This is a genomic window from Paenibacillus sp. FSL P2-0322, assembly GCF_037975315.1.
Taxonomy (GTDB): Bacteria; Bacillota; Bacilli; order Paenibacillales; family Paenibacillaceae; genus Paenibacillus; species Paenibacillus polymyxa_B.
Genome location: NZ_CP150243.1, coordinates 4,271,911 through 4,291,904 on the forward strand (window position 1 = coordinate 4,271,911; position 19,994 = coordinate 4,291,904).

The following is a 19,994-nucleotide window of genomic DNA, read 5'->3' on the forward strand; positions in this document are numbered from 1 at the left end:
CACTTTCAACCTACAAACTGATTTTTGAAAACCTGCGTTTGATCTAAAATCACCCACTGATTCACTTCGTCGTATCCTTTTACAATGGCCGTGACCTCATGCTTCGGATACATCCACTCGGATGGTGTCTTTTCCTCATATGTACGAGTGTCTGACAATCCGACCGCATGATGCTGGAAAATATGAATAAGCGTACCTTGTGGAAAAAACACTTCAATATAACCCTTTACCTTAGTTCCAACGGGCAGTGCATTTTTGATTTGATGCCATTCCTGGTTCAAGGTGTGAAGATAATTGGACCATACTTCTTCAAACTCTTTTTTTGTAATTTTCGTATAATAGGGCTCCGTGTCATCAATCGCTTTCTCAGCTAATAAGAAATGATACTGCTCGTGCTTGCGATTAGAGGCGATATACGTGCCGTCATCCTGGATAACAATTTGTCGATAAGCTATTCCATCCGAATCTATTTCAAAATACCAGGTTCCCATGCCTGGTTCCGGGCAATCCTTAAGATATTTCATGGGCCCCTCCTATTAAAAAATTCAATTCGTTTGTATCACTTTTTCCCGCCATAGGTTCTTGCCAAATATGCGAGATATTCCGAACGCGTCAGTCCTCCCGTTTGACGGTTGAACTCATCATACGAAATGTCTTCCGGGAATCCGAATTCGGCCAGTGCTTTTCGACGTTCATGCTGATGTAACGGATTATCCAGCGTTTTGTGCCACTCCCGCTCTTCCCAGGAGCCAAAACAGTCGGCAACGATACCTGAATAAGCACCGTTATTTGAAAATTTTCGCGAGGACTTGAACACGGTCTCCCCTTCCGGTTTGGAAACCGTGCCCGTTCCCCAGGACAGACTATATGTTTTTTCTTTTCTACTATCCGTACTACAGCCATAGCCGATGGGGAACACAATATCCTCTTCCACTAACAGCTTATGCCCTACTCGCTCATAGGCACCCCGCATAAAGGAATCATCCATAACAATCCAGGTCGTTTCGGATAATGGGGCGGATGTGATAGATTCCAAAGCTGTTGAACGGTCACGACTCGTAAACAAATATGGACGTACGAATAAAGGCATGGTCATGACACTGTTCCAAATGCTCTCCTCTGCAAACAACTGATCCTTTTGCATTTGGCGCAAATCTCCAACGACCAGCACATATCCATCTGTGAAAAGGTCTATTTCCACGCGGAAGATGTCTCCTGGGACCGTTTTATAACGCTGGTTTTTCATATGCTTCAACCGGTGCAACCTGCGATCGTAATCCTTGGGCACAAGTGACGGATATTGCTGAAGCCAATCGATGATCTCTTCTTTACTATGTAAATGCTCACATCCCGTAATAGGGAGTTTCACACCCGTTTTGCTATTCACAGCAGTAACATAACTAAGAGGACGATCCCTTCGAATGCCTGCTGAAAAGGTCACGCCTTCTGCCTTGATGCTCGAAACACTTGTGTAATTCAGCTTTTTCTCTTTGCCACGAGCCGTTTTAGGCAAAACAAATACCCGGTCACGCGTAAAAATCTCTACATCGGTTTCTCCATAAGTATCCTCAGTGGAAGAAATTCGCTTGCGAATAACGTCTCCATCCACACAAATAAAGTATCCTTCTTTAATTTCTACCACATCCCAATGCTCTTCCAGCGCCTCCAGCCCGAAGTACGGCCGTAATGCGTTCGTTAGCCAACTATTCATCTGTTCCTCCAGTTTCGAGTACATTTCAATGCACCCAGGCTCAATTTTCCCAAAGATTATAACATAACGCGGCATTTAGCTCGTTTATTCATACACTGTTCCAGCTTGGACCAACTCTTCCTGAATCCAGCTACTGCTGGTGGAAAGCTGGCGCAAGTCGGCAGAGATCTGTTTGACCTGCTCTTGCAATACGTGTGACTGATCCGTTCCTTCCAGAAAGCGACTCAAAAAATGAAGAAATACGTCTACCTTCCTAAGCAGCATCAATATAGGCACAGCATCAATCTCGGTGTGGCTTAAATGAACCTGGCGGCTGAAGCCCCGGCAAAAATCCCGAACTGCTGTCGTCTCCTCTGGTTGTCCCAAAAATCCTGATAAGATGACCGCCGGCTCCATGACCCGAACGTCTAGCGTACAAAATTCGAAATCAAGCAGTGCGGTTACTAGACTATGATCAGAATCCTTTACTAACAAATTGGAAGCGTTCAAGTCTCCATGTACAAGCTGATGCGGCAACTCTTCCAATGCATGAAGCGAATCTGTAATCTCTTCATAAGCTTCCCCTATTAATCGCAGTTCTTCATGCAAATCCTTTAGAGGCTCAGGCGGATGTAAACAAAAGCCCTGAACCGTTTCCCGGTTACACAACGGATAGGATTGCTGCAAAGCATAATACGGTCGATAGACTGGAGTCATATCAAGATTAACTGTCGCAAGCACAGCCGATAATTCCCCCGTAGTCTCGCCCAAAGAATAGGCAAAGCTTGAATCCTGCTCCAGGGGTGATATGCCTTCTATGTATTCGAACAGACACACATATTTACCGCTTTCCTTCTCCAGTTGAGCGAGCGTCTCTCCCCTGACCGTCGGAATAGGCGTGGGTGTCCTGAACGATAGTGAATGCTTACTCAGCTCCTGCAAAACTGCATGCTCAAATTCAATTTTGTCCCGATCCTTGTGTGTATCGTAGACGCGCAGCACTCCGTTTCGCCCACCACTCTTAACAAAATACGTCGTATTATTCCAACCCCCGGTTTGTTTCTGCAGCGTTCCGTTCCACTCTGGCCAGTGACGTCTTAGTATTGCCTCCAAGGATGTACCCTCCCTTATAAACACCAGCTTATGAATTTGCAGATATTATAACAAATATAGACGCCCATTAGAATTGGACGTCCTTGTATATCCTTCATTTCCTCAACTGTTTGTTTCGGATATTTTGCGGGGTGGCACCATATGCTGTTTTAAACTTTTTATAGAAAAAACTCATGCTGTTATATCCCACCTGTTTAAATATCATTTCGAACGGCAGATTGGTATTCACTACCAAAGAATAGGCTGCATTGAGTTTAATGTTGGCAATAAGCTGAGTGTAAGTAAGACCGGTTACTTTTTTTAACTTATTACTTAAATACGTGCTATTGTAATTAAAATGGTTAGATAATTGCTGTAGGCTTAAATGCTGATAGTGCTCTTCCATGTAATTCAGAATAGAGGTAATATTATTTTCCTGCTGGTTTAAGTGAATATTATGCTCGCTTTCCAATACACGGACCAATTCTCCAAATACAATTTGCAAATAAGCCTTCACCAATTCCATCGAATCCTCTTGCCTGGAATAATATTCGATTAAGATTCTACGCAATATATATTGAAGGTTCTCATTATGCTGCGACTCAAAAATAATAAAGTGATTATGGTGCTGATGCTGGAGGACAGAGTTGGCTAGAAATTCGCCAATCAGGCTTTTTTTCTTAGATAGCCGCTGCAGAAATAGGGATGAAATTGTTTCTCTTTGTAGCAAGATATTAATCAGTATATCGTCTTCTCCCAAAGGAGCGATGCTGTGAGGCACATCCTTATCCAGGACACATACTTGGCCTTCACAAAGCTGAATTTCTTTGCCTGCTATGATTTGATTGCACTTACCTGAGTAAACATAGTTTAATTCGATAAATTCATGCATGTGCTCCAGCATCGGAGCAAATCTATTGTGCTTGCTAATATAAATATCATGTTCTCCAAAGAAAAATAAAGCGGGCATACGGTATATATTCTGATTTATATCAAAAAAACGCTCATTCTCCGATTCTTTGGAGAGATCATTAATCACCTGATTGTTTTGCTGTTGTAAAAGTTCAATTTCCGTTTTGTTTCTCAGCAACTGATCCAACTCATGAAGGTTCATAAACACTGACTCCTCCTTCACTATATGATGGAAAACGGGCGGTTCTCCGCCCGTTGAAAAAATTACTATATCGGATACATCCCATTAACTGTGGACTGCCGCTTGAGTTTTGCTTCCCTTTCCTCTAATAGCGATTCCCAGACAAAGGAGTGCCGCAATCGTAAATACAATCGCAGAAACAAGGAAGGAAAATGAAGCCGTTTCATTTCCAGACAACACGCCAACTAACTTGATCACATAAGGCGAAGCAAACGCTCCCAAATTGGACCCTACCATCGCAATGGAAATGGATAAAGTCTCACTGCCTTTAGGTACGATTTTAGTTAGTATGGTAAAAATATAAGGAATAAACAGCGCAAAACTAAAGCCAATGATCAGCATGGCAACGGTAACCATGGTAACATTCTGAGCAAACCATAGTAGTACAAAACCAGTTGCTGTTAATAGACTGGAGATAAAGGGAGCGTAATTTCTAAACCATTTATAGATTCTACCAAACAGGAAGCCCGCAATCATGGTGGACAAGGAAAACAGCGTTAACGCAGTTCCTAAAAAACCAGCATTGGGCATGCTCTTTTCAGCAATCATAATGCCTGTTTTGGTATATACAATCATGATAAAAGTCATAAACAGAAAAAGTGCAGCCCCTAATCCAAGTACAGGTATGGATATTCCCCCGCTCTTGTGACCCTTTTCTGTCGAGTTCTCTACTGTAGGCTCCCCGCGCTCTGGTTCGGGAATGATCAGAAAGAATAATAGCGCAATAGGAATGGTGATTCCATAGCATAAAAAAGCGAACTGCCAGTCAATTAGGGCGAGCTGCCCTGCCACAAAGGTAGCCAAGCTGCTTCCGAGTCCTTGAACGGCGCTTTGAAAGCCTACTAATTGAGCACGTTCATCCCCTTCAAAAAAATCACTAATTAAACTGACGGCCAGTGAATTGAACATCCCGAGACCTGCACCTAGTACCAAACGCAGCGCAAGAATCCATGTAATATTCGTCGTGAACATGGGAAGTATTCCGCCGATGACTACGAGCAAAAGCCCTAGCAGGACTGTATTTTTTTTACCCAATCGAGAAGAAATCGGGCCACTCAATAGCACAAACAGCATCATCGAGAAGGATGGAATCGTGACTACGCTTTCAATCAGCGAACTGGAGACGCCTGATAATTGGTTCAGCATCATTGGTATGACAGCCGAAATGGCACTCGCTGACGTCAGGACTAAGGAAATGGATAGCAACGCCGTTTTAAACAAAACTTTGTTCTTTATATTCATTAAGCTCTCACCTCTAGTCTATGTTATTTAGCCTCTAGTTGCATCTGTACTGGAACGTATACTGTCCAGAACCGACCGTAAACGTCATTTCATGATCTCCGCTCCTTTGGAAAATCGCCTGTTTCCCTGTAGAACCTAATTTCCCAGCCAGCTCCTGTGGAACATCACCAGGCGGATACTGAATCGACGGATATTGCATAACAATGATTTGCTGTAGTGCATCCGGCTCCATAACGCCCGGAAGTGTAATCTCAGCCGTCGTATTATGTGGTACGTGAACCGTCATCTTCATTTCTTTATTCACGATTTCCCATTGGACTTCAAGCGTGCCATATGGCGTCTCCAGCTTGCCATGGGCCGAAGTAAGATTGGCAGGCGGTTTAGGAGCTAAACGTGATTTTTTATAGCCCGCTTCAAGCACATCGATTCCGGCAATATTTTGGTACATAAAGTCTCCTACTGAACCGTACGAATAGTGATTGAACGAGTTCATATCGGTGCTCCAGAACGAGCCATCCACTTTGATGCTGTCCCAATGCTCCCACATGGTCGTTGCTCCCCGTTCAACCTGATAGAGCCATGAAGGATAATCATTTTGAAATAAAATGTTATAAGCGACATCCGTATAGCCATGGTCGGATAAAACCAGACATAGATAGGGGGTGCCCACAAAGCCGGTATCCAGATGCATATCATTTTTTTCGATGAGCCGTACGAGCTCCTGGATCACTTGCGTTTTATACTTTTCTGGCACCAATCCGAAGTGCAAAGCCACAACCTGTGCAGTCTGGGTATTGGAGGTCAATTTGCCCGCGTCATCGAAGTAGCGGTTCGCAAAAGCCATTTTAATCCCCTCATGTAAGTTTTTATATGTGTTGTAATCGGTATAACGATTCAGCAGTTTGGCCGTCTGTGCCAAAATATGAGTCGAATACGCAAAATAAGCAGTGGCCACTAGCGTTCCGTCCGTCGCCCCAAAATAGCTTCCTTCCTCGCTATCCAGCGCAAGCCAGTCTCCCAGCTGCAAACCGGTATCCCAAAGACATTCTTCGTCCCCTTGGGCGCGAATATAATCCACCCATGCTTTCATACTGTCATACTGCTGCACTAAGATTTGCTTATCCCCATAGCATTGATATAGGGTCCACGGACATATAACCGCCGCGTCTCCCCATGCTGCCGTCGTTTTGTCCATATTATCGGCAAAGGTTCCTTTGAGGACATCCGGCACTACAAAAGGCACTGCCCCATTTTCCAGCTGGTTGTAAGCCAAATCCCTAAGCCACTTTCGGAAGAAGGAAGCCGCATTCATATTGAAGCTGGCAGTTCTAGCAAAAATCTGTGCATCGCCGGTCCAGCCTAATCGCTCATCACGCTGCGGACAATCGGTTGGCACATCCAGGAAGTTCCCCTTTTGCCCCCACACAATATTGTGTTGAAGTTGATTCAGCTTTGGATCAGATGTCTCAAACACCCCGATCGTCCCCATGTCCGAATGCAGAACAACACCCGTAAAATCTTCAATCGTAACGCCATCAGGAAAGCCCTCAAGCTTCACATATTGAAAGCCTTGAAAAGTGAAATGCGGCCTAAATATCTCCGTCCCCTTCCCGCTACAAATGTACGTAATCTGCTGCGCTGCATCCCGAATATTATCTCTGTAAAAGTTCCCTTGCTGATCCAGCACTTCACCATGAACCAGATTCAGAACCGTACCTTCGGGGGCTTCCACTTTAAATTCCAGCCAACCTACCATATTTTGACCCAAGTTAAGCACCAGCTCACCTTTAGGAGTTCGAATGAGTTCAACAGGCTTCAATCGGTTCATCACACGGACAGGTTCGTTCTCCTGAGCAATCAGATGACTTAACGGGAACGAGACGACCTGCATCATTTTCCGTTCGGTTAAGGAGCTATGTTCGGCTGCCTGCTGCTCAAGTCGGGCATCATAGATTTCGCCGTTATAAATATCCGACATTAAAATGGCACAGCTCGTTTCCTCCCAGGAAGAATCAGAGCAAATGACTTCAGAACGGCCATCTTCATAACTAATCTTCATTTGAAATAACAATGCATTCGTGTTCCCGTAGGTGTCCTTGCGCTTTTGCCAACCCAAATAACCGCTGTACCAGCCTTCTCCCACCGTGGCTGTGATTCGATTATGTTGTTCTCGAATGGTAGAAGTCACGTCATATGCTTGCACCTGGACACGATCGTTATAATCCGTCCATCCCGGGGTAAAGTAGGCATCGCCCACCCTTTGTCCATTGAACTCCAGTTCATACAGCCCAAGACTTGTAGCATAAATGACTGCTTTTTTCACTTTTCCCTCAACCGAAAAATATTTGGAAGCGGCAAAAGGAGCTCTTGTCTGAAACTGTTCATGGATGCTCCGCTCCTTCACTGTGATCCATTGTGCTTTCCAGTCCTGCTCATGGAGCAGCCCCATCTCCCAAAAGCCGGACTCACTCCATTCCGATTCTTCCGGTTCTGTGTCACCCGCTCCCTGAGCCCATACTTTTACCCGATAATAATATCTTTGTCCTGATTCCAGCGGGGGGCCTTCATAGGGAAACAAAATGGATTGATCCGAATAGGTAAAATGATTCCAAATCAGCGGTTCAAAAGTGGGATGAACGGATACTTGCAATTGGAAACGTTTTTGAGAAACATACATTTTTTCAGATTCGATCTGCCAACTTAACCGCGGTTTTAGACAACCCAATCCAATCGGATTATTTAAATGCTCGCATCTAAGCGCTTTCACTTTTAGCATTCTTATGTCCTCCCTGAGGTCTTCTTTTGTATTTCTATATTCAAATTAAAACGCTTCCATTGATTGTGCGCAATGTTGTATCCCTGCATGTTATATGCTTGATTTACAGGTGTTGAAATTCCACCCCTTATATTGAATCTTAAAATGGATTTATTGGAAAAATATGTGCGTTTGCAGAGCAGCTACACTTAAAAAAAGCCCGAATCCGTTAGAGAAGGATTCAGGCTTGATTCTTGCTAGAAGGTCTATCTATTCTTTTTCAGTTGGCTTATGCTCGTCCGGCTATCGCTTGTTCCGGCGTGGAAGCTGGATACAAGTGACAGGCTACCTGCCGCCCTGGTGCAGCTTCGGCAAAGATGGGCTGTACTTTGCTGCATATCTCCATGGCTGCCGGGCAGCGATTATGAAATGCACAACCACTTGGCGGATTTTCTGGACTGGGCACATCCCCTTTAAGTACAATCCGATCACGCTCCGCTTCCGGATCAGCTACAGGTACCGCAGACATTAGCGCCTTTGTATACGGATGCAGCGGCTCTTTGAACACTTCTTGGGTCGGTGCGAGTTCGACCAGCTTGCCCAGGTACATCACACCCACGCGGTCGCTGATAAATTTGACGACCGACAGATCATGGGAAATGAACATATACGTCAGGTCATATTGTTTTTGCAGGTCCTTCATCAGATTGAGCACTTGCGCCTGAATCGACACATCGAGGGCCGAGACTGGCTCGTCACACACGATAAATTTGGGATGAAGCGCCAGTGCCCGTGCGATCCCGATCCGCTGGCGTTGACCACCCGAGAACTCATGCGGATAACGATGTGCATGATAAGGAGACAATCCGACCACTTCGAGCAGCTCTTCCACCCGCTCTTTGAGCTGCGTTTTGCTTAGCTTTTCATGCGTGATGAGCGGTTCTTCCAGCACCTGCTGTACTGTCCATCTGGGATCAAGCGAAGCAAACGGATCTTGAAACACCATCTGCATATCCGTTCTGAATTTGCGCAGCTGCTCTGTGTTTAGCTTACGTATATCCGTGCCGTTAAACAGAATCTCTCCATCCGTCGGTTCGATCAATCTGAGAATTGCCCGTCCAGTTGTGGATTTGCCGCAGCCGGATTCTCCCACGATTGCCAGGGTTTCACCCTGCTGTACAGTCAGGTTAATACCATCCACCGCTTTGACTGCTCCCACTTGTTTGGAAAAAAGTCCTTTTTTGATCGGGTAGTGTTTTTTCAAATTACGTATTTCAAGCAGTGTACTCATGATATCCCTCCTGCTGTAGCAAGCAGCGGCTTTTGTGTCCGGGTTCCACTTCTGTAAGCTCCGGGGCCTCTGCACGGCAAATTTCCTTGGCAAACTGACAACGTGGTGCAAAGCGGCAGCCATGTGGCATATCAAGTGGGTTGGGAACCTGGCCCGGAATAGAAGCCAGACGCTCCTGATCACTGTTTAATTGTGGCAGTGAAGCTAGCAAACTTTGTGTATACGGATGCTTGGGCTCTTTAAAAAGCGTTTTTACATCGGTTTCTTCTACCACTTGTCCGGCGTACATAATCACGACCCGATCGCACATTTCAGCAACGACACCCAGGTCATGAGTAATCATCAGAATGGAAGTTCCTTCGGACTTCTGCAGCTCACGCATCAAGTCAAGAATCTGTGCTTGAATGGTTACATCTAGTGCCGTTGTCGGTTCATCGGCGATCAGCAGCTTCGGATTGCACACCATCGCCATCGCAATCATCACCCGTTGGCGCATCCCGCCCGAGAGTTCATGCGGATAAGAAGCGGCTACTTTTTCTGGACGTGGAATTCCCACTTTCGTTAGCATGTCCACAGCCATGTCTTTCGCTTTGTGTTTGCTTACACCGTGGTGGTATCGGGCAGACTCCGCAATTTGCTTGCCGATTTTGAACACAGGATTTAGCGAAGTCATCGGCTCCTGAAAAATCATGGCCATCTCGTTGCCACGAATCGAGCGCATTTTCCGCTCCGAAAAATCCAGCATGTTTTCACCGTTAAACCGTACTTCACCAGCGGCTACTTTCCCAAGTCCCTTGGGGAGGAGCTGCATAATGGAAAGGGAGGTAATGCTCTTGCCGCACCCGGATTCGCCAACGATTCCGAGTGTTTCGCCTTTGCCAACCGATAGATCGACGCCGTCCACAGCCCGGATGGTGCCAGCCGCAGTCTTGAACTCCGTCCGGAGGTTGGTTACTTCAAGCAGTTGTGCCATGCCCTCTTCCTCCTCCTTGTCCATCATTGAACCTTCATGTTCTTTTTAACTTAGGGAATAAAGCTTATTCAGACTTGCCCATCGTTTGTAGATGCTTCATAGTACCGTACAGTTTAGTAATATGTTGAAACTCCTTTTCCGAATGAAAAGAGCATTGCCCACGTCCATAAGCTTTGGCTGTTTCTACAGCCAATTTAGCCGCCAGCGCAATATCGCTTTCGTGGCTGGCCCCCGTTGCACTGCCTGGGACAGGAGCAGCGGCCGTGATGGCTACACCAACCACTGGAGCGGAAGTTGCCACCGCTGGTTGCAAAATGCTGTTGATGTGATACAGGTCGTTACCATAAGGTGTGATGTCCTGCGTAGTTACAGCAAACGTGACACACGGTTCGCCAGTAACGGTCTGAACAATATCGACGAGGTCTTCACTAATTCGTAGCACATAGCCTTGACGTACCGTCGGGGAAATGGCAATACCTTTATGGTTAATGACCCGATTCCCTTTGGTCGTATCAATGGATAGGATCGCTTCCATTTCGGGCGTCACTTCATATTTGTTCATCGTCAAAATATCTACGGGTGAATCCATAAATGGAACCGGATCATGGGGCTGAGTGGGTGCATCTGGACAAATATGTGTACAGATGATCACATCTCCGTCAAGCACATCTCCTTTGGACTGCATGCTCAGAAGTTTAGCCGCCGCCGAAATTGCCGCTGCCGCACCGTCACCATCGGATACAAATCCGATCATTTCCGGTCGTGCTCCAAGTCCACCAAGTCGCCCTACTACACCCAAGGTTGGAGAATCGCCCCCCTGAATGCGACCCGTTTTACCGGCAATGACAATTTTAATAAAATCCGTAGAGCCCTTTTCACCTTTCACGGTGGAGACCGTAATCTCCGCTTGACCCAGTTGTTCCAAATAAGCTTTGACTTCTGCCCCGCTGGCAAACGGACTATCCAAAAGGTCATAGACTTCAAAAACTTGTTTCATCATACGGCAGATCCCCTTATGCTTCTTTTTGTGTTGTTTTCAGATATTTAAGCGCCGTCAAGGCGTATACTTTCGCAGATTGAATGATCTGCCATACCGGAGCTTTTTCATTAAAATTGTGAATGGTCGACAGTTCGGCAGGACCGTATTGCAATACCGGGATATTGTATTTGCGGAATGCACGTGCGTCGCTGGTTGCCCATTGCAGTACGCCATAGGCCTCTTTACCGCTGACCTCAGCGATAGATTCCACAAGCTCCTGTACAATCGGCTCGGTTGGAGGGGTCCAGTTGGCATTACCATAAAATCCGAATTGTTTGGGTTCCGCGTCAATGCCTACACTTGCAAGCAATTCTTTGGCTTTGGCCAGTACATCGCGGTGGTCTACGCCAAATGGAACACGGGAATCCACTTGCACTGTGCAACGGTCTGCAACCACATTGACTTTGGTGCCTCCCTGAATCGTACCAATGTTCACTGTTACATGATCAAACGCTTGTCCATAGCTTGGGTTCTCCCGTTCACTTGCATAACGCTTGGAAATTTCAATGATCTCTTTGACTTCTTCCGGGATGTCCGGCTTGATGTCCCACAGTTGTTGCAGCGCTTCAATTCCTTTTGCTGCCTTCAAAATAGCACTTTCACCTGCTATCGGCTGCAAACTGCCATGACCCGGTGTGCCTTCAACGGTAAATTCAAACCAGCAGCTTCCTTTTTGCCCGATGGTCGGGTTTTGCGGGCCTGAAGGCTCTGCGATCACAGCAGCTGTTCCTTCAATCAGCTTTCTTTCCAGCACCCAAGGTACTCCAAGATGTCCCCCGGTTTCCTCGTCTGGAACTACAAGCAACGACAACGCACCTTCGAGTGGTACGCCTAGTTTGGAGAACAGCGCAACGGTAAATATTAATCCGCCCAGTCCTGCTTTCATGTCCGAAGCACCGCGACCCAGGAGATAGCCATCACGTATCTCACCACAAAACGGATCAAAATCCCAACGAGTACGATCCCCTGCCGGCACAACGTCTGTATGCCCACAGAAAATCAGTTTTTTTCCGTCCGCCGTTTCAGCGCCATAATCAGAAATGAGATTCCACATATTCGGCCCGGATTCATGCACCGTTGTTTCTATACCTGCTTCTTTAAGATAGTCCATAATGAACTGACTAATTTCGCGTGAATCACCTGGAGGATTTTCCGAAGGAAACTGAATCAACCGCGAGCATAGCTCAAGCAATTCGTCCTGCCGTTCATCTATTTCATCAAGAACCAACGTTTTCCAATCTGTCATTTCCATTCAGTCCCTTCACGTTTTTCATTTAGCCAACTAAATTTTTTACGATCCATCGGGATCAGCTTCATACTTCAGGTGTAAAATGATAGCCTTCGGCTGTAAAAACCGAAGGCATAAGGTAAGATCACAACTTACTCTTTATTCAATGAATAGAATCGGATAACCTCATCTGGGTAGTAAACATATCCAGTGACGTCTTTGCTCATGCCAACAACCCGATTGTATTCATACAGGTACGCCCATGGCGAATCTTGATTTATAAGCTCTTGTGCTTTGCCATACAGCTCTTTACGTTTATTTTCATCTTGCTCTTTGCCTGCTTGTTCCCAAAGCTTATCCACTTCTGCATTAGCATAATGCATATAATTCGAAGAACCGCCGCTGTACATCAGGAACCCGAGATGGTAACCAGGGTCGTTGACGAAGGAAGTCCATTTGGAAATGTATGCTGTCAGGTTGCCTTCTCGTTGCTGTTCAAGGAACTGTGCACGGGCAACATTGACAACATTCATCTTTACGCCAATCTTGGCAAGTTCAGCTTGAATCAATACAGCATCATCTGCCCAGTCCTGGAAGCCGGAACCCAGTGTCAAATCAAAATTAAACCCATTAGAATAACCCGCTTCTGTAAGCAGCTGTTTTGCTTTGTCCAGGTCGTGCTTGTAGCTGTAACCCGCATCGGTGTAGCCAGGCGTGTTACTCGCTACAGAACTCTTCATTTGCTTTGCTTGACCGTACATGACATCGTCGATTAATTGGTCGTAAGGAATAGCATAAGCAATGGCTTGACGCACTTTTGGATCATTAAAAGGTTTGACTTTGTTATTCATGGCGAAATACAGAATCCGGTTACTTGCATTGGATTGAACCTTCAGATCAGCGTTGGTTTCCAGCTTCGAAACGTCCTTTGCAGGAATTTCAATCGCCATGTCCACATCGCCTTTATCCAGCAGAAGTACACGGTTGGAAGCTTCCTTGGTAAACTTCATCGTTACTTTGCTCAGATTTGGCGCTCCTTGCCAGTAGCTGGCATTAGCATTAAAGACAGCTTCTGTCGCAGGGTCCCATTTTTCAAGCTTGAACGGACCTGAACCTGCCGCATGTGTTTTCAAATAGTCGCCATCGCCATTTTCTTTGACAAGCACATCATCCACAATAGAAAAGTTGTACAATGACAGGATTTGCAGAAACATATGATTGGGTTGGGACAATGTAACGACAACGGTGTGCTCATCAGGCGCTGTAGCGGTTTTAATGGAGCTCATACCATACAGGAAGCTACCGGAATCGGAATTTTTAAGCCGCTCAAAGGAATACAACACAGAATTGGCGGTCAGCGGGTTGCCGCTTTGGAATTTAACGTCTTTACGCAGATGGAGCGTATAAGTCATGTTATCAGCGGACACATCCCATTTTTCAGCCAACATGGGCTTAATTGCTTCCGTATCTGCCACTTCACCGCTATCCGTAGACTTTTTGCCGTAGGTCACAAGCTGATCATAGAGCGCAAGCACAAGGGTGTCCGAGGTAAGATCACTTGCTTCAGCAGGGTCCATGGTTGACCCTCCCTCCGAGTAAGCAAGTGTAATCGTCTTTGGTGGGGATGGGGCATCTGCGCCTTTCTCTCCAGATGAAGCGGACGGGCTGTTAGCATTGCTCGCACAGCCTGCCGTCCATAGCAACGTAGACAAGACGACAATTAGAGAAAGACTTTTTTTCAACATGGCTTACGTTCTCCCCTTTAATGATCTATTTATTTTTATTTGCTAGAGCGCAGTCTAGGATCAAGAACATCCCGCAAACCGTCTCCAAGCAAATTGAAGCCCAAAATAGCTGTCGCAATTCCAAGACCCGGGAAGGTTACAATCCACCACTCACCGGAAATGATATACGCTCGCCCTTCTGAAATCATTGCACCCCATTCAGCAATCGGGGGTTTCACACCGAGCCCCAGGAAGCTGAGACTGGCTGAGGTGAGGATGGCAAAGCCCATTCCAAGCGTTGCATTCACAAGCAGTGGGGCAAGTGCATTAGGCAAGATGTGGCGAAACAGGATCGTTCCGTTCGTTACACCAATTGCCCGGCTGGCCTCAACAAACTCCTTTTCCCGGAGAGAGATGGTTTGTCCGTGAATCAGTCTGGCGAATTCGGGTATGCCTACAATGCCCACGGCGATGAGTGCACTCATCAGTCCTGGTCCCATCGCTGCAGCAATGGCCATGGCGAGTACCAGCGACGGGAAAGCCAACAGAATATCCATACAGCGCATAATAATGCTGCCCATTCGACCGCCATAGAAACCTGCGATGGCTCCAAGCGGTACGCCGATGATAAATGAGATCGACACGGCAATCATCCCGGTCCATATGCTGATTCTGGCTCCGTAAATGACACGGCTGAGAATGTCACGTCCGTAATTATCGGTCCCAAACCAATGTTCTGCACTTGGCGGCAGCAGCTTGTTCGCCGGGTCGGTTACATAAGGATCATGTGGAACGATCCATGATGAGAGGATGGCAATGAGCGTCCAGCCAACGATAAAGATGAATCCGATTAAAGCGAGTTTATTGCCAAACAGTAATCGCCAAAAGGTCTTGCGTTTCGGTATAGCGGTTGCATTGGGCTGAGGTACAGCCGCTTTTGCCACCAAATCACTTGCAGTGCTCATCCGAGTACCTCCCCCTACTTTTGTGCTTCGTTCATTATTCGTACCGGATACGTGGATCAATCAATCCGTAAACCAAGTCGACTCCAAGATTGATAAAGCTGTAAATCAGCGCACTTACGAGGGTAAATGCTTGAATCGGTGCGTAGTCAGCCGCCAAAATGGAGTCCGTCACATAGCTGCCCACTCCTGGCCAGGTAAAAATGGTTTCGGTAATAACCGCTCCACCAATCAGGTAACCGACCTGCAAACCAAGTACGGTAAGTGTTGGAATAAAGGCGTTAATGAGTGCGTGCTTATAAATAACAATTCCTTCGCGCAGACCTTTGGCTCTGGCTGTGCGAACAAAATCCTGACCGATCACTTCCAGCATGCTGGAACGCATCATCCGTGCCACAATCGCCATAGTGCCTGTACTGAGACAGACTGCTGGCAGAACCAAATGGGATAAACTGCTTTTTAAAGCTACAAAATCACCGGTCATCAAACTATCGAGTACATAAAGTCCCGTAACGTGCGTCGGCGGATTGATGTCACCGCTAATTCGACCCATGGGCGCAGGAGCGATGCCCCATTTAGCATAGAAGATATAAATGAATAACAGGCCAATCCAGAAAATGGGCATACATGCACCGATCAAGGAAAACACACGTGAAATGTGATCCACAATCGATTCTTTACGGGTTGCTGCCAGGATGCCGATTGGGATTGCCACCAGAATCGCAATAACCAAGCTTGCCAGCGCCAACTCGATGGTTGCTGGAAACCGGGTAGCAAAGTCGCTTGCCACTGACTGTCCGGTGTGATAAGCCTGACCCAGATCACCTTGGAACAATCCAACTACATAATGAAAAAATTGAATGTACTTCGGTTGATCCAGTCCCATGCTGCTTCGAATATTTTCAATCGTCTCGGGTGTAGCCTGTTCCCCCGCAAGCATCACGGCAGGATCACCCGGAAGCACTCTTGAGATCATGAATGTAATGACGACAATACCAAGCAGTGCCGGAATCATTTGTATCAATCTACGTAGTGTGTATACGGCCACAGCCTGTCCCTCCTTATCCGTAATTCCTCGTGTCTTTGTCACCTTTCTTTTCATCACTTGTTATTTTTATTCATTGTACTAAGGAACAAGAACGGTTTCCACGTCCTGAATAACTAAAAATAATGACGAATTTTGTCGTTTGCGCACTAAAGTTACTCACCATGTTATTTAAATGTCGTGTTTTATTCGAATATAGAAATCAAAATCAGCATGATGCCAAAAAAAGCGGTCCCCTTTCAAAAGGAAATCGCTTGTTTTTTATATATAGATTGTAGTATTAGGCCGATCAGGAAAGGAGAAATAATCGCGAGCACTGCAAAGAACGAGGTGTTCGACTCAGCAGCTTGCTGTCCGGTCGCACCTTGAAGCGAGGGGGAGCGAAAATACGTATTGCTTTGTCTTTCTCTATAGATTTCCAGTCACGATAATACCATTTGCTTTCTTCAGGTGTGCTCTGACCCAAGCTATAAAGGAATCGATAAATATGCGCAATTCCGGCTCCTTGGCAGGCCAAGCATCCAATTCTGTTAATATCTCATGCCATATCGACTCCGGAATCGGATTATCCCAACAGGGATCAAAAGCCTCATACGTTTCCCCCGTATCAGGATCGTCAAGTGGATATTTGGACTTTAACGCAGACAACACGATATCAAAGTCATCTGCGTAGATAAAGATTATCTCCTCCAGCTTTGGTTCATCCGTATCCCCATAACGCAGCGGTTCAAAAGTATATCCAATATTGGCTCGTGGACCACTATAGCGATAGATTAGTGTCTGAATCTCTTTTTTGTCCTTCTTACTCAATCTCACCACTCCTTTCTTCGGCTATAACTCGAACCAATCCGCAGCGCATTTCTCTTCTTCCAGCACCCTGCACATTCCTTCCCTCCACTTCACCGCATCTTCGCCACCAATATGAAATAGACAATAGATATAAGGTTCACCATCTTTTAACCCTTCAATATTCCTTGCCTCTTCCACAGACACCTGGAACGCCTCAGGCCAATCGGGATCATTTTGAAGCAGGACAAAGCCATCCTCATCCCTTTGCATCCGATATCCGTCAATCCTAGGCAATGCTTCAGCTAAACGATCCATTAGCACTTGAATATCCTTAACATCTGCGACTTTAATTCCATACTCCCAACCCATCTGCATCCCTCCAATTTTATGAACTCCTCCTTAACTAGCCCCCCCTAAATCGGATTTCACCTTCTCATTCACCTCAGGAGTTCAGTCGTAGTCCGCATATAAGAGGTACTTTTTTGTTTAAAGCCACCCACTTTTGCTGGATTTCCATGAGCCTCCCACTTTCCTTCTGCTTTCCCTGAATTTTCTTAAAAATTATTATAATAGATATCTAAACTATGTAGTTTATGAATTAGCAAATTGAGACCTTTTGACTATCATTCAAACCAGCAAACAAAATAGGCTTCTCGTGAATATAGCACGGAAGCCTATGGGTTCATCAAACAATTCTTTTATTTATTTGGTCCTCTGAGATACCAGCTCACTATTCCCTTTTCTCTTTCTTACCCCCAACATAATGATGGCCATAACAGCTACTAGAGCTGCTATAAGAGCAAAAGGAATATATTTGTCCACCCGATATAGCGTCGTTGTCAAAATAGGAGCAATAATTGCAGAAATCCCTTGGACAGTGGCCACCAGACCAGCGGCTCCCCCTTGCTGTTCTTTACTAACAGAAAGAGAAGCCCCAGCCATAAATCCAGGCATAAGCAAGCCTGTACCTATACCAAACATAAAGAACGCTAAATAGTAAACAACCATGCTGGCTGACATGAGGAATATCAGCATACCGGCAATAAGGAACAGAGAACCGAGCAAAATCATCGGCTTGGGTTGCCATTTAAGCCATTTCATCTGAACGATCTGTACAATCAACATGGCTGCACCGGAAAACATAAGTCCAAAGGAAACCACTCTTGCTGTTTCTTCGGATGAAAGGCCTAGTTGATCTTGAAAATAAAATCCGCCTATAACCTGGATGGTCACAATACTAATCATCGTAACCAAACCTGCAAACAAATACATTCGTAGACCGGGTTGAAACGGGTTAATCCGAGCTGGCTTTTGCTGAATAACGGGCTTGGCAGACGGAATTGCCAGCAAGGCCACTACAAATGCTACAGCCGCAATCACGATCCCAAAATATAGAGGCCACAGCAAGCCTATTAAAGTAAAGGCACCTGCAATAGCAGGCCCAAATACTAATCCAAGTCCATTGGCTGCGCTAATGATCGCCATCCCACTGCCTCGATCTTCTCCCTCGGTCACATCTCCCATATAAGCTTGGGAGGATGACAATACCGCCGGGATAAACCCGCCGATCAAACCGCGTGTAACAATTAACAGGACTAACAGCAGCCCCCCGCTGAGCCAACCTTTTAATCCTACAAAAAGAGTAAGCGTAAACAGCAAGCAGCTTACACACATCCCTATGAATCCAAGCAGAATCACAGGCTTGCGTCCCTTTGCATCACTCAGATTTCCCCATATTGGGGCCATTAAGGCCATCGTTATGGAGCCAAGCGATATAATTAACCCAGAATGACTTTCTCTTAATCCCAACTCACGAATAAGGGGCGGCATAATTGGAGCAATGAGCATGAGCCCAAGCATAGCCACAAATACACTGAAAAAGATGCTCCCTTTTATTCTGTTCATCCTCGCACACTCCTCTGTTATAGATTCTCTCTATGCAGAAGTATACGAGTCACAGCACCACTCTACTGCCTATATACGGATTATTCTACGGTTAAACGGATTTTATTTTAAAATACCTTCTTTAAGGATGATGGCTTCACTCCGTATTCCCGGAAAAATTGCTCTGAAAATGCACTCACATTGCTATATCCTACAGCCATCGCAGCTTCAGTCACATTGCTTTCTTGGCTTCGGAGCAGCTTCATCGCATAATCAAGACGAATTTGGCGCAAATATTCAAATACAGTAGTTCCAAAGCAGGCTTTGAATCCTTTTTTTAATTTAAAATCGTTTAATCCAACCTTTTTGGATAATGTGATCAGTGAGGGTGGATCAATCATGCTGAACTCAAGTATCTCCCGAGCCATATGCAGCTTTCTAACATCTTCTTTAGACAAACCTTCGGGCATAGGTGTTAAATCAAATAATTGAATCATAAATCGATTTAAAATCTCAAGTGCTGCTGCTTCCATTAACAAAGGCGATTTATGCACACTTTTCAAGTCTTTGATCAAATGTTCAATCATCACTATACTTCTGTGATCCAGTTCAAAACTAAAGTGATGGAATGCAGCTCCATTAAGAATTTGATTAAATTCAATAGCTACCTGCCGACGAGCCGCTAACTGTGAAGCCGCATAATTAAACAACGAAATCGGAATGCCAAGTGCAAATGATTTGTATTGTTCGTTAACCGGAGGATGAAAGCAAGCTTTAAAATCCTGTAAAAAAATAAGTGCCCCCTGTCCCATCGGGAGTGTATAATCCAACCCAGCCACATTCACATGACGTTGACCCGAAAGCGCAAATTGGAGCTCAATCATTTGTCCACTGGAAGCAAAGTTGGTCGGATACGGCTCGTGATATTGAATATGCGAATACACGATCTCAATTCCACTATAAGTTGTAACTCGGTAGATATGTCCATGGCCCGCTTCCGGTAAAATCATATACGTATGCTCGTTCTGTTGTCTGAACGGGGTCTTTTCCAAATAATGCTGATATATTAATGATAACGAATTTGAATTCACAAGCGTCCACCTCAAATGTTTTCATTCATCCTGATC

The 19,994-nt window shown here is 45.6% G+C and carries 17 protein-coding genes; all 17 read right to left on the reverse strand.

Annotated features, from left to right (window positions below):
- Positions 1-5 precede the first annotated feature (5 nt).
- On the reverse strand, positions 6-524 hold the full coding sequence (locus MKY24_RS18775; RefSeq protein ID WP_023989668.1) for a hypothetical protein: 519 nt from the start codon (positions 522-524) through the stop codon (positions 6-8).
- Between the two features lie 35 nt (positions 525-559).
- Positions 560-1,711, reverse strand: a complete 1,152-nt coding sequence (locus MKY24_RS18780; protein ID WP_339200621.1) for an immunity 26/phosphotriesterase HocA family protein — start codon at positions 1,709-1,711, stop codon at positions 560-562.
- An 84-nt stretch (positions 1,712-1,795) separates the two neighbouring features.
- A complete protein-coding gene (locus tag MKY24_RS18785; RefSeq protein ID WP_023989670.1) occupies positions 1,796-2,803 on the reverse strand; it encodes a phosphotransferase in 1,008 nt (335 codons plus the stop codon).
- A gap of 94 nt (positions 2,804-2,897) precedes the next feature.
- Positions 2,898-3,896, reverse strand: a complete 999-nt coding sequence (locus MKY24_RS18790; RefSeq protein WP_034095071.1) for a helix-turn-helix domain-containing protein — start codon at positions 3,894-3,896, stop codon at positions 2,898-2,900.
- Positions 3,897-3,980: 84 nt separating this feature from the next.
- Positions 3,981-5,177 (reverse strand): MFS transporter, encoded by a 1,197-nt coding sequence (locus tag MKY24_RS18795; protein WP_023989672.1) that lies wholly within the window; start codon positions 5,175-5,177, stop codon positions 3,981-3,983.
- Positions 5,178-5,211: 34 nt separating this feature from the next.
- The gene (locus MKY24_RS18800; protein WP_076264743.1) at positions 5,212-7,953 is read right to left on the reverse strand and encodes an alpha-L-rhamnosidase; all 2,742 of its coding nucleotides are present in this window, start codon (positions 7,951-7,953) and stop codon (positions 5,212-5,214) included.
- A 268-nt stretch (positions 7,954-8,221) separates the two neighbouring features.
- Entirely contained in the window at positions 8,222-9,223 is a 1,002-nt protein-coding gene (locus MKY24_RS18805) for a dipeptide ABC transporter ATP-binding protein (protein ID WP_209943164.1), read from the reverse strand.
- Positions 9,207-10,196 carry an ABC transporter ATP-binding protein gene (locus MKY24_RS18810; RefSeq protein ID WP_023989675.1) on the reverse strand — a complete coding sequence of 330 codons (990 nt, stop codon included), beginning with the start codon at positions 10,194-10,196 and terminating at the stop codon, positions 9,207-9,209. The genes MKY24_RS18805 and MKY24_RS18810 overlap by 17 nt, the downstream gene beginning before the upstream one ends.
- Positions 10,197-10,260: 64 nt before the next feature.
- On the reverse strand, positions 10,261-11,196 hold the full coding sequence (locus tag MKY24_RS18815; RefSeq protein WP_254347570.1) for a DUF1177 domain-containing protein: 936 nt from the start codon (positions 11,194-11,196) through the stop codon (positions 10,261-10,263).
- A gap of 13 nt (positions 11,197-11,209) precedes the next feature.
- Positions 11,210-12,481, reverse strand: a complete 1,272-nt coding sequence (locus MKY24_RS18820; protein ID WP_339200623.1) for an ArgE/DapE family deacylase — start codon at positions 12,479-12,481, stop codon at positions 11,210-11,212.
- Positions 12,482-12,615: 134 nt separating this feature from the next.
- Entirely contained in the window at positions 12,616-14,208 is a 1,593-nt protein-coding gene (locus MKY24_RS18825; RefSeq protein ID WP_075154562.1) for an ABC transporter substrate-binding protein, read from the reverse strand.
- 35 nt (positions 14,209-14,243) lie between these two features.
- On the reverse strand, positions 14,244-15,152 hold the full coding sequence (locus MKY24_RS18830) for an ABC transporter permease (protein WP_023989679.1): 909 nt from the start codon (positions 15,150-15,152) through the stop codon (positions 14,244-14,246).
- 34 nt (positions 15,153-15,186) lie between these two features.
- Positions 15,187-16,197 carry an ABC transporter permease gene (locus MKY24_RS18835; protein WP_023989680.1) on the reverse strand — a complete coding sequence of 337 codons (1,011 nt, stop codon included), beginning with the start codon at positions 16,195-16,197 and terminating at the stop codon, positions 15,187-15,189.
- A gap of 405 nt (positions 16,198-16,602) precedes the next feature.
- Positions 16,603-17,004 carry a hypothetical protein gene (locus MKY24_RS18840; RefSeq protein ID WP_076157387.1) on the reverse strand — a complete coding sequence of 134 codons (402 nt, stop codon included), beginning with the start codon at positions 17,002-17,004 and terminating at the stop codon, positions 16,603-16,605.
- A 21-nt stretch (positions 17,005-17,025) separates the two neighbouring features.
- Positions 17,026-17,352: a hypothetical protein gene (locus tag MKY24_RS18845; RefSeq protein WP_076157390.1), complete on the reverse strand. Its 327-nt coding sequence runs from the start codon at positions 17,350-17,352 to the stop codon at positions 17,026-17,028.
- A 333-nt stretch (positions 17,353-17,685) separates the two neighbouring features.
- A complete protein-coding gene (locus tag MKY24_RS18850; protein ID WP_076157394.1) occupies positions 17,686-18,888 on the reverse strand; it encodes an MFS transporter in 1,203 nt (400 codons plus the stop codon).
- A 107-nt stretch (positions 18,889-18,995) separates the two neighbouring features.
- Positions 18,996-19,958 (reverse strand): AraC family transcriptional regulator, encoded by a 963-nt coding sequence (locus MKY24_RS18855; RefSeq protein ID WP_075154565.1) that lies wholly within the window; start codon positions 19,956-19,958, stop codon positions 18,996-18,998.
- Between the last annotated feature and the right edge of the window lie 36 nt (positions 19,959-19,994).

Coding starts and splice junctions, on each gene's coding strand:
- MKY24_RS18775 (WP_023989668.1), bottom strand. CDS start 524: ATGAAATATCTTAAGGATTGCCCGGAACCAGGCATGGGAACCTGGTAT.
- MKY24_RS18780 (WP_339200621.1), bottom strand. CDS start 1,711: ATGAATAGTTGGCTAACGAACGCATTACGGCCGTACTTCGGGCTGGAG.
- MKY24_RS18790 (WP_034095071.1), bottom strand. CDS start 3,896: ATGAACCTTCATGAGTTGGATCAGTTGCTGAGAAACAAAACGGAAATT.
- MKY24_RS18795 (WP_023989672.1), bottom strand. CDS start 5,177: ATGAATATAAAGAACAAAGTTTTGTTTAAAACGGCGTTGCTATCCATT.
- MKY24_RS18800 (WP_076264743.1), bottom strand. CDS start 7,953: ATGCTAAAAGTGAAAGCGCTTAGATGCGAGCATTTAAATAATCCGATT.
- MKY24_RS18805 (WP_209943164.1), bottom strand. CDS start 9,223: ATGAGTACACTGCTTGAAATACGTAATTTGAAAAAACACTACCCGATC.
- MKY24_RS18810 (WP_023989675.1), bottom strand. CDS start 10,196: ATGGCACAACTGCTTGAAGTAACCAACCTCCGGACGGAGTTCAAGACT.
- MKY24_RS18815 (WP_254347570.1), bottom strand. CDS start 11,196: ATGATGAAACAAGTTTTTGAAGTCTATGACCTTTTGGATAGTCCGTTT.
- MKY24_RS18820 (WP_339200623.1), bottom strand. CDS start 12,481: ATGACAGATTGGAAAACGTTGGTTCTTGATGAAATAGATGAACGGCAG.
- MKY24_RS18825 (WP_075154562.1), bottom strand. CDS start 14,208: ATGTTGAAAAAAAGTCTTTCTCTAATTGTCGTCTTGTCTACGTTGCTA.
- MKY24_RS18830 (WP_023989679.1), bottom strand. CDS start 15,152: ATGAGCACTGCAAGTGATTTGGTGGCAAAAGCGGCTGTACCTCAGCCC.
- MKY24_RS18845 (WP_076157390.1), bottom strand. CDS start 17,352: ATGGGTTGGGAGTATGGAATTAAAGTCGCAGATGTTAAGGATATTCAA.
- MKY24_RS18850 (WP_076157394.1), bottom strand. CDS start 18,888: ATGAACAGAATAAAAGGGAGCATCTTTTTCAGTGTATTTGTGGCTATG.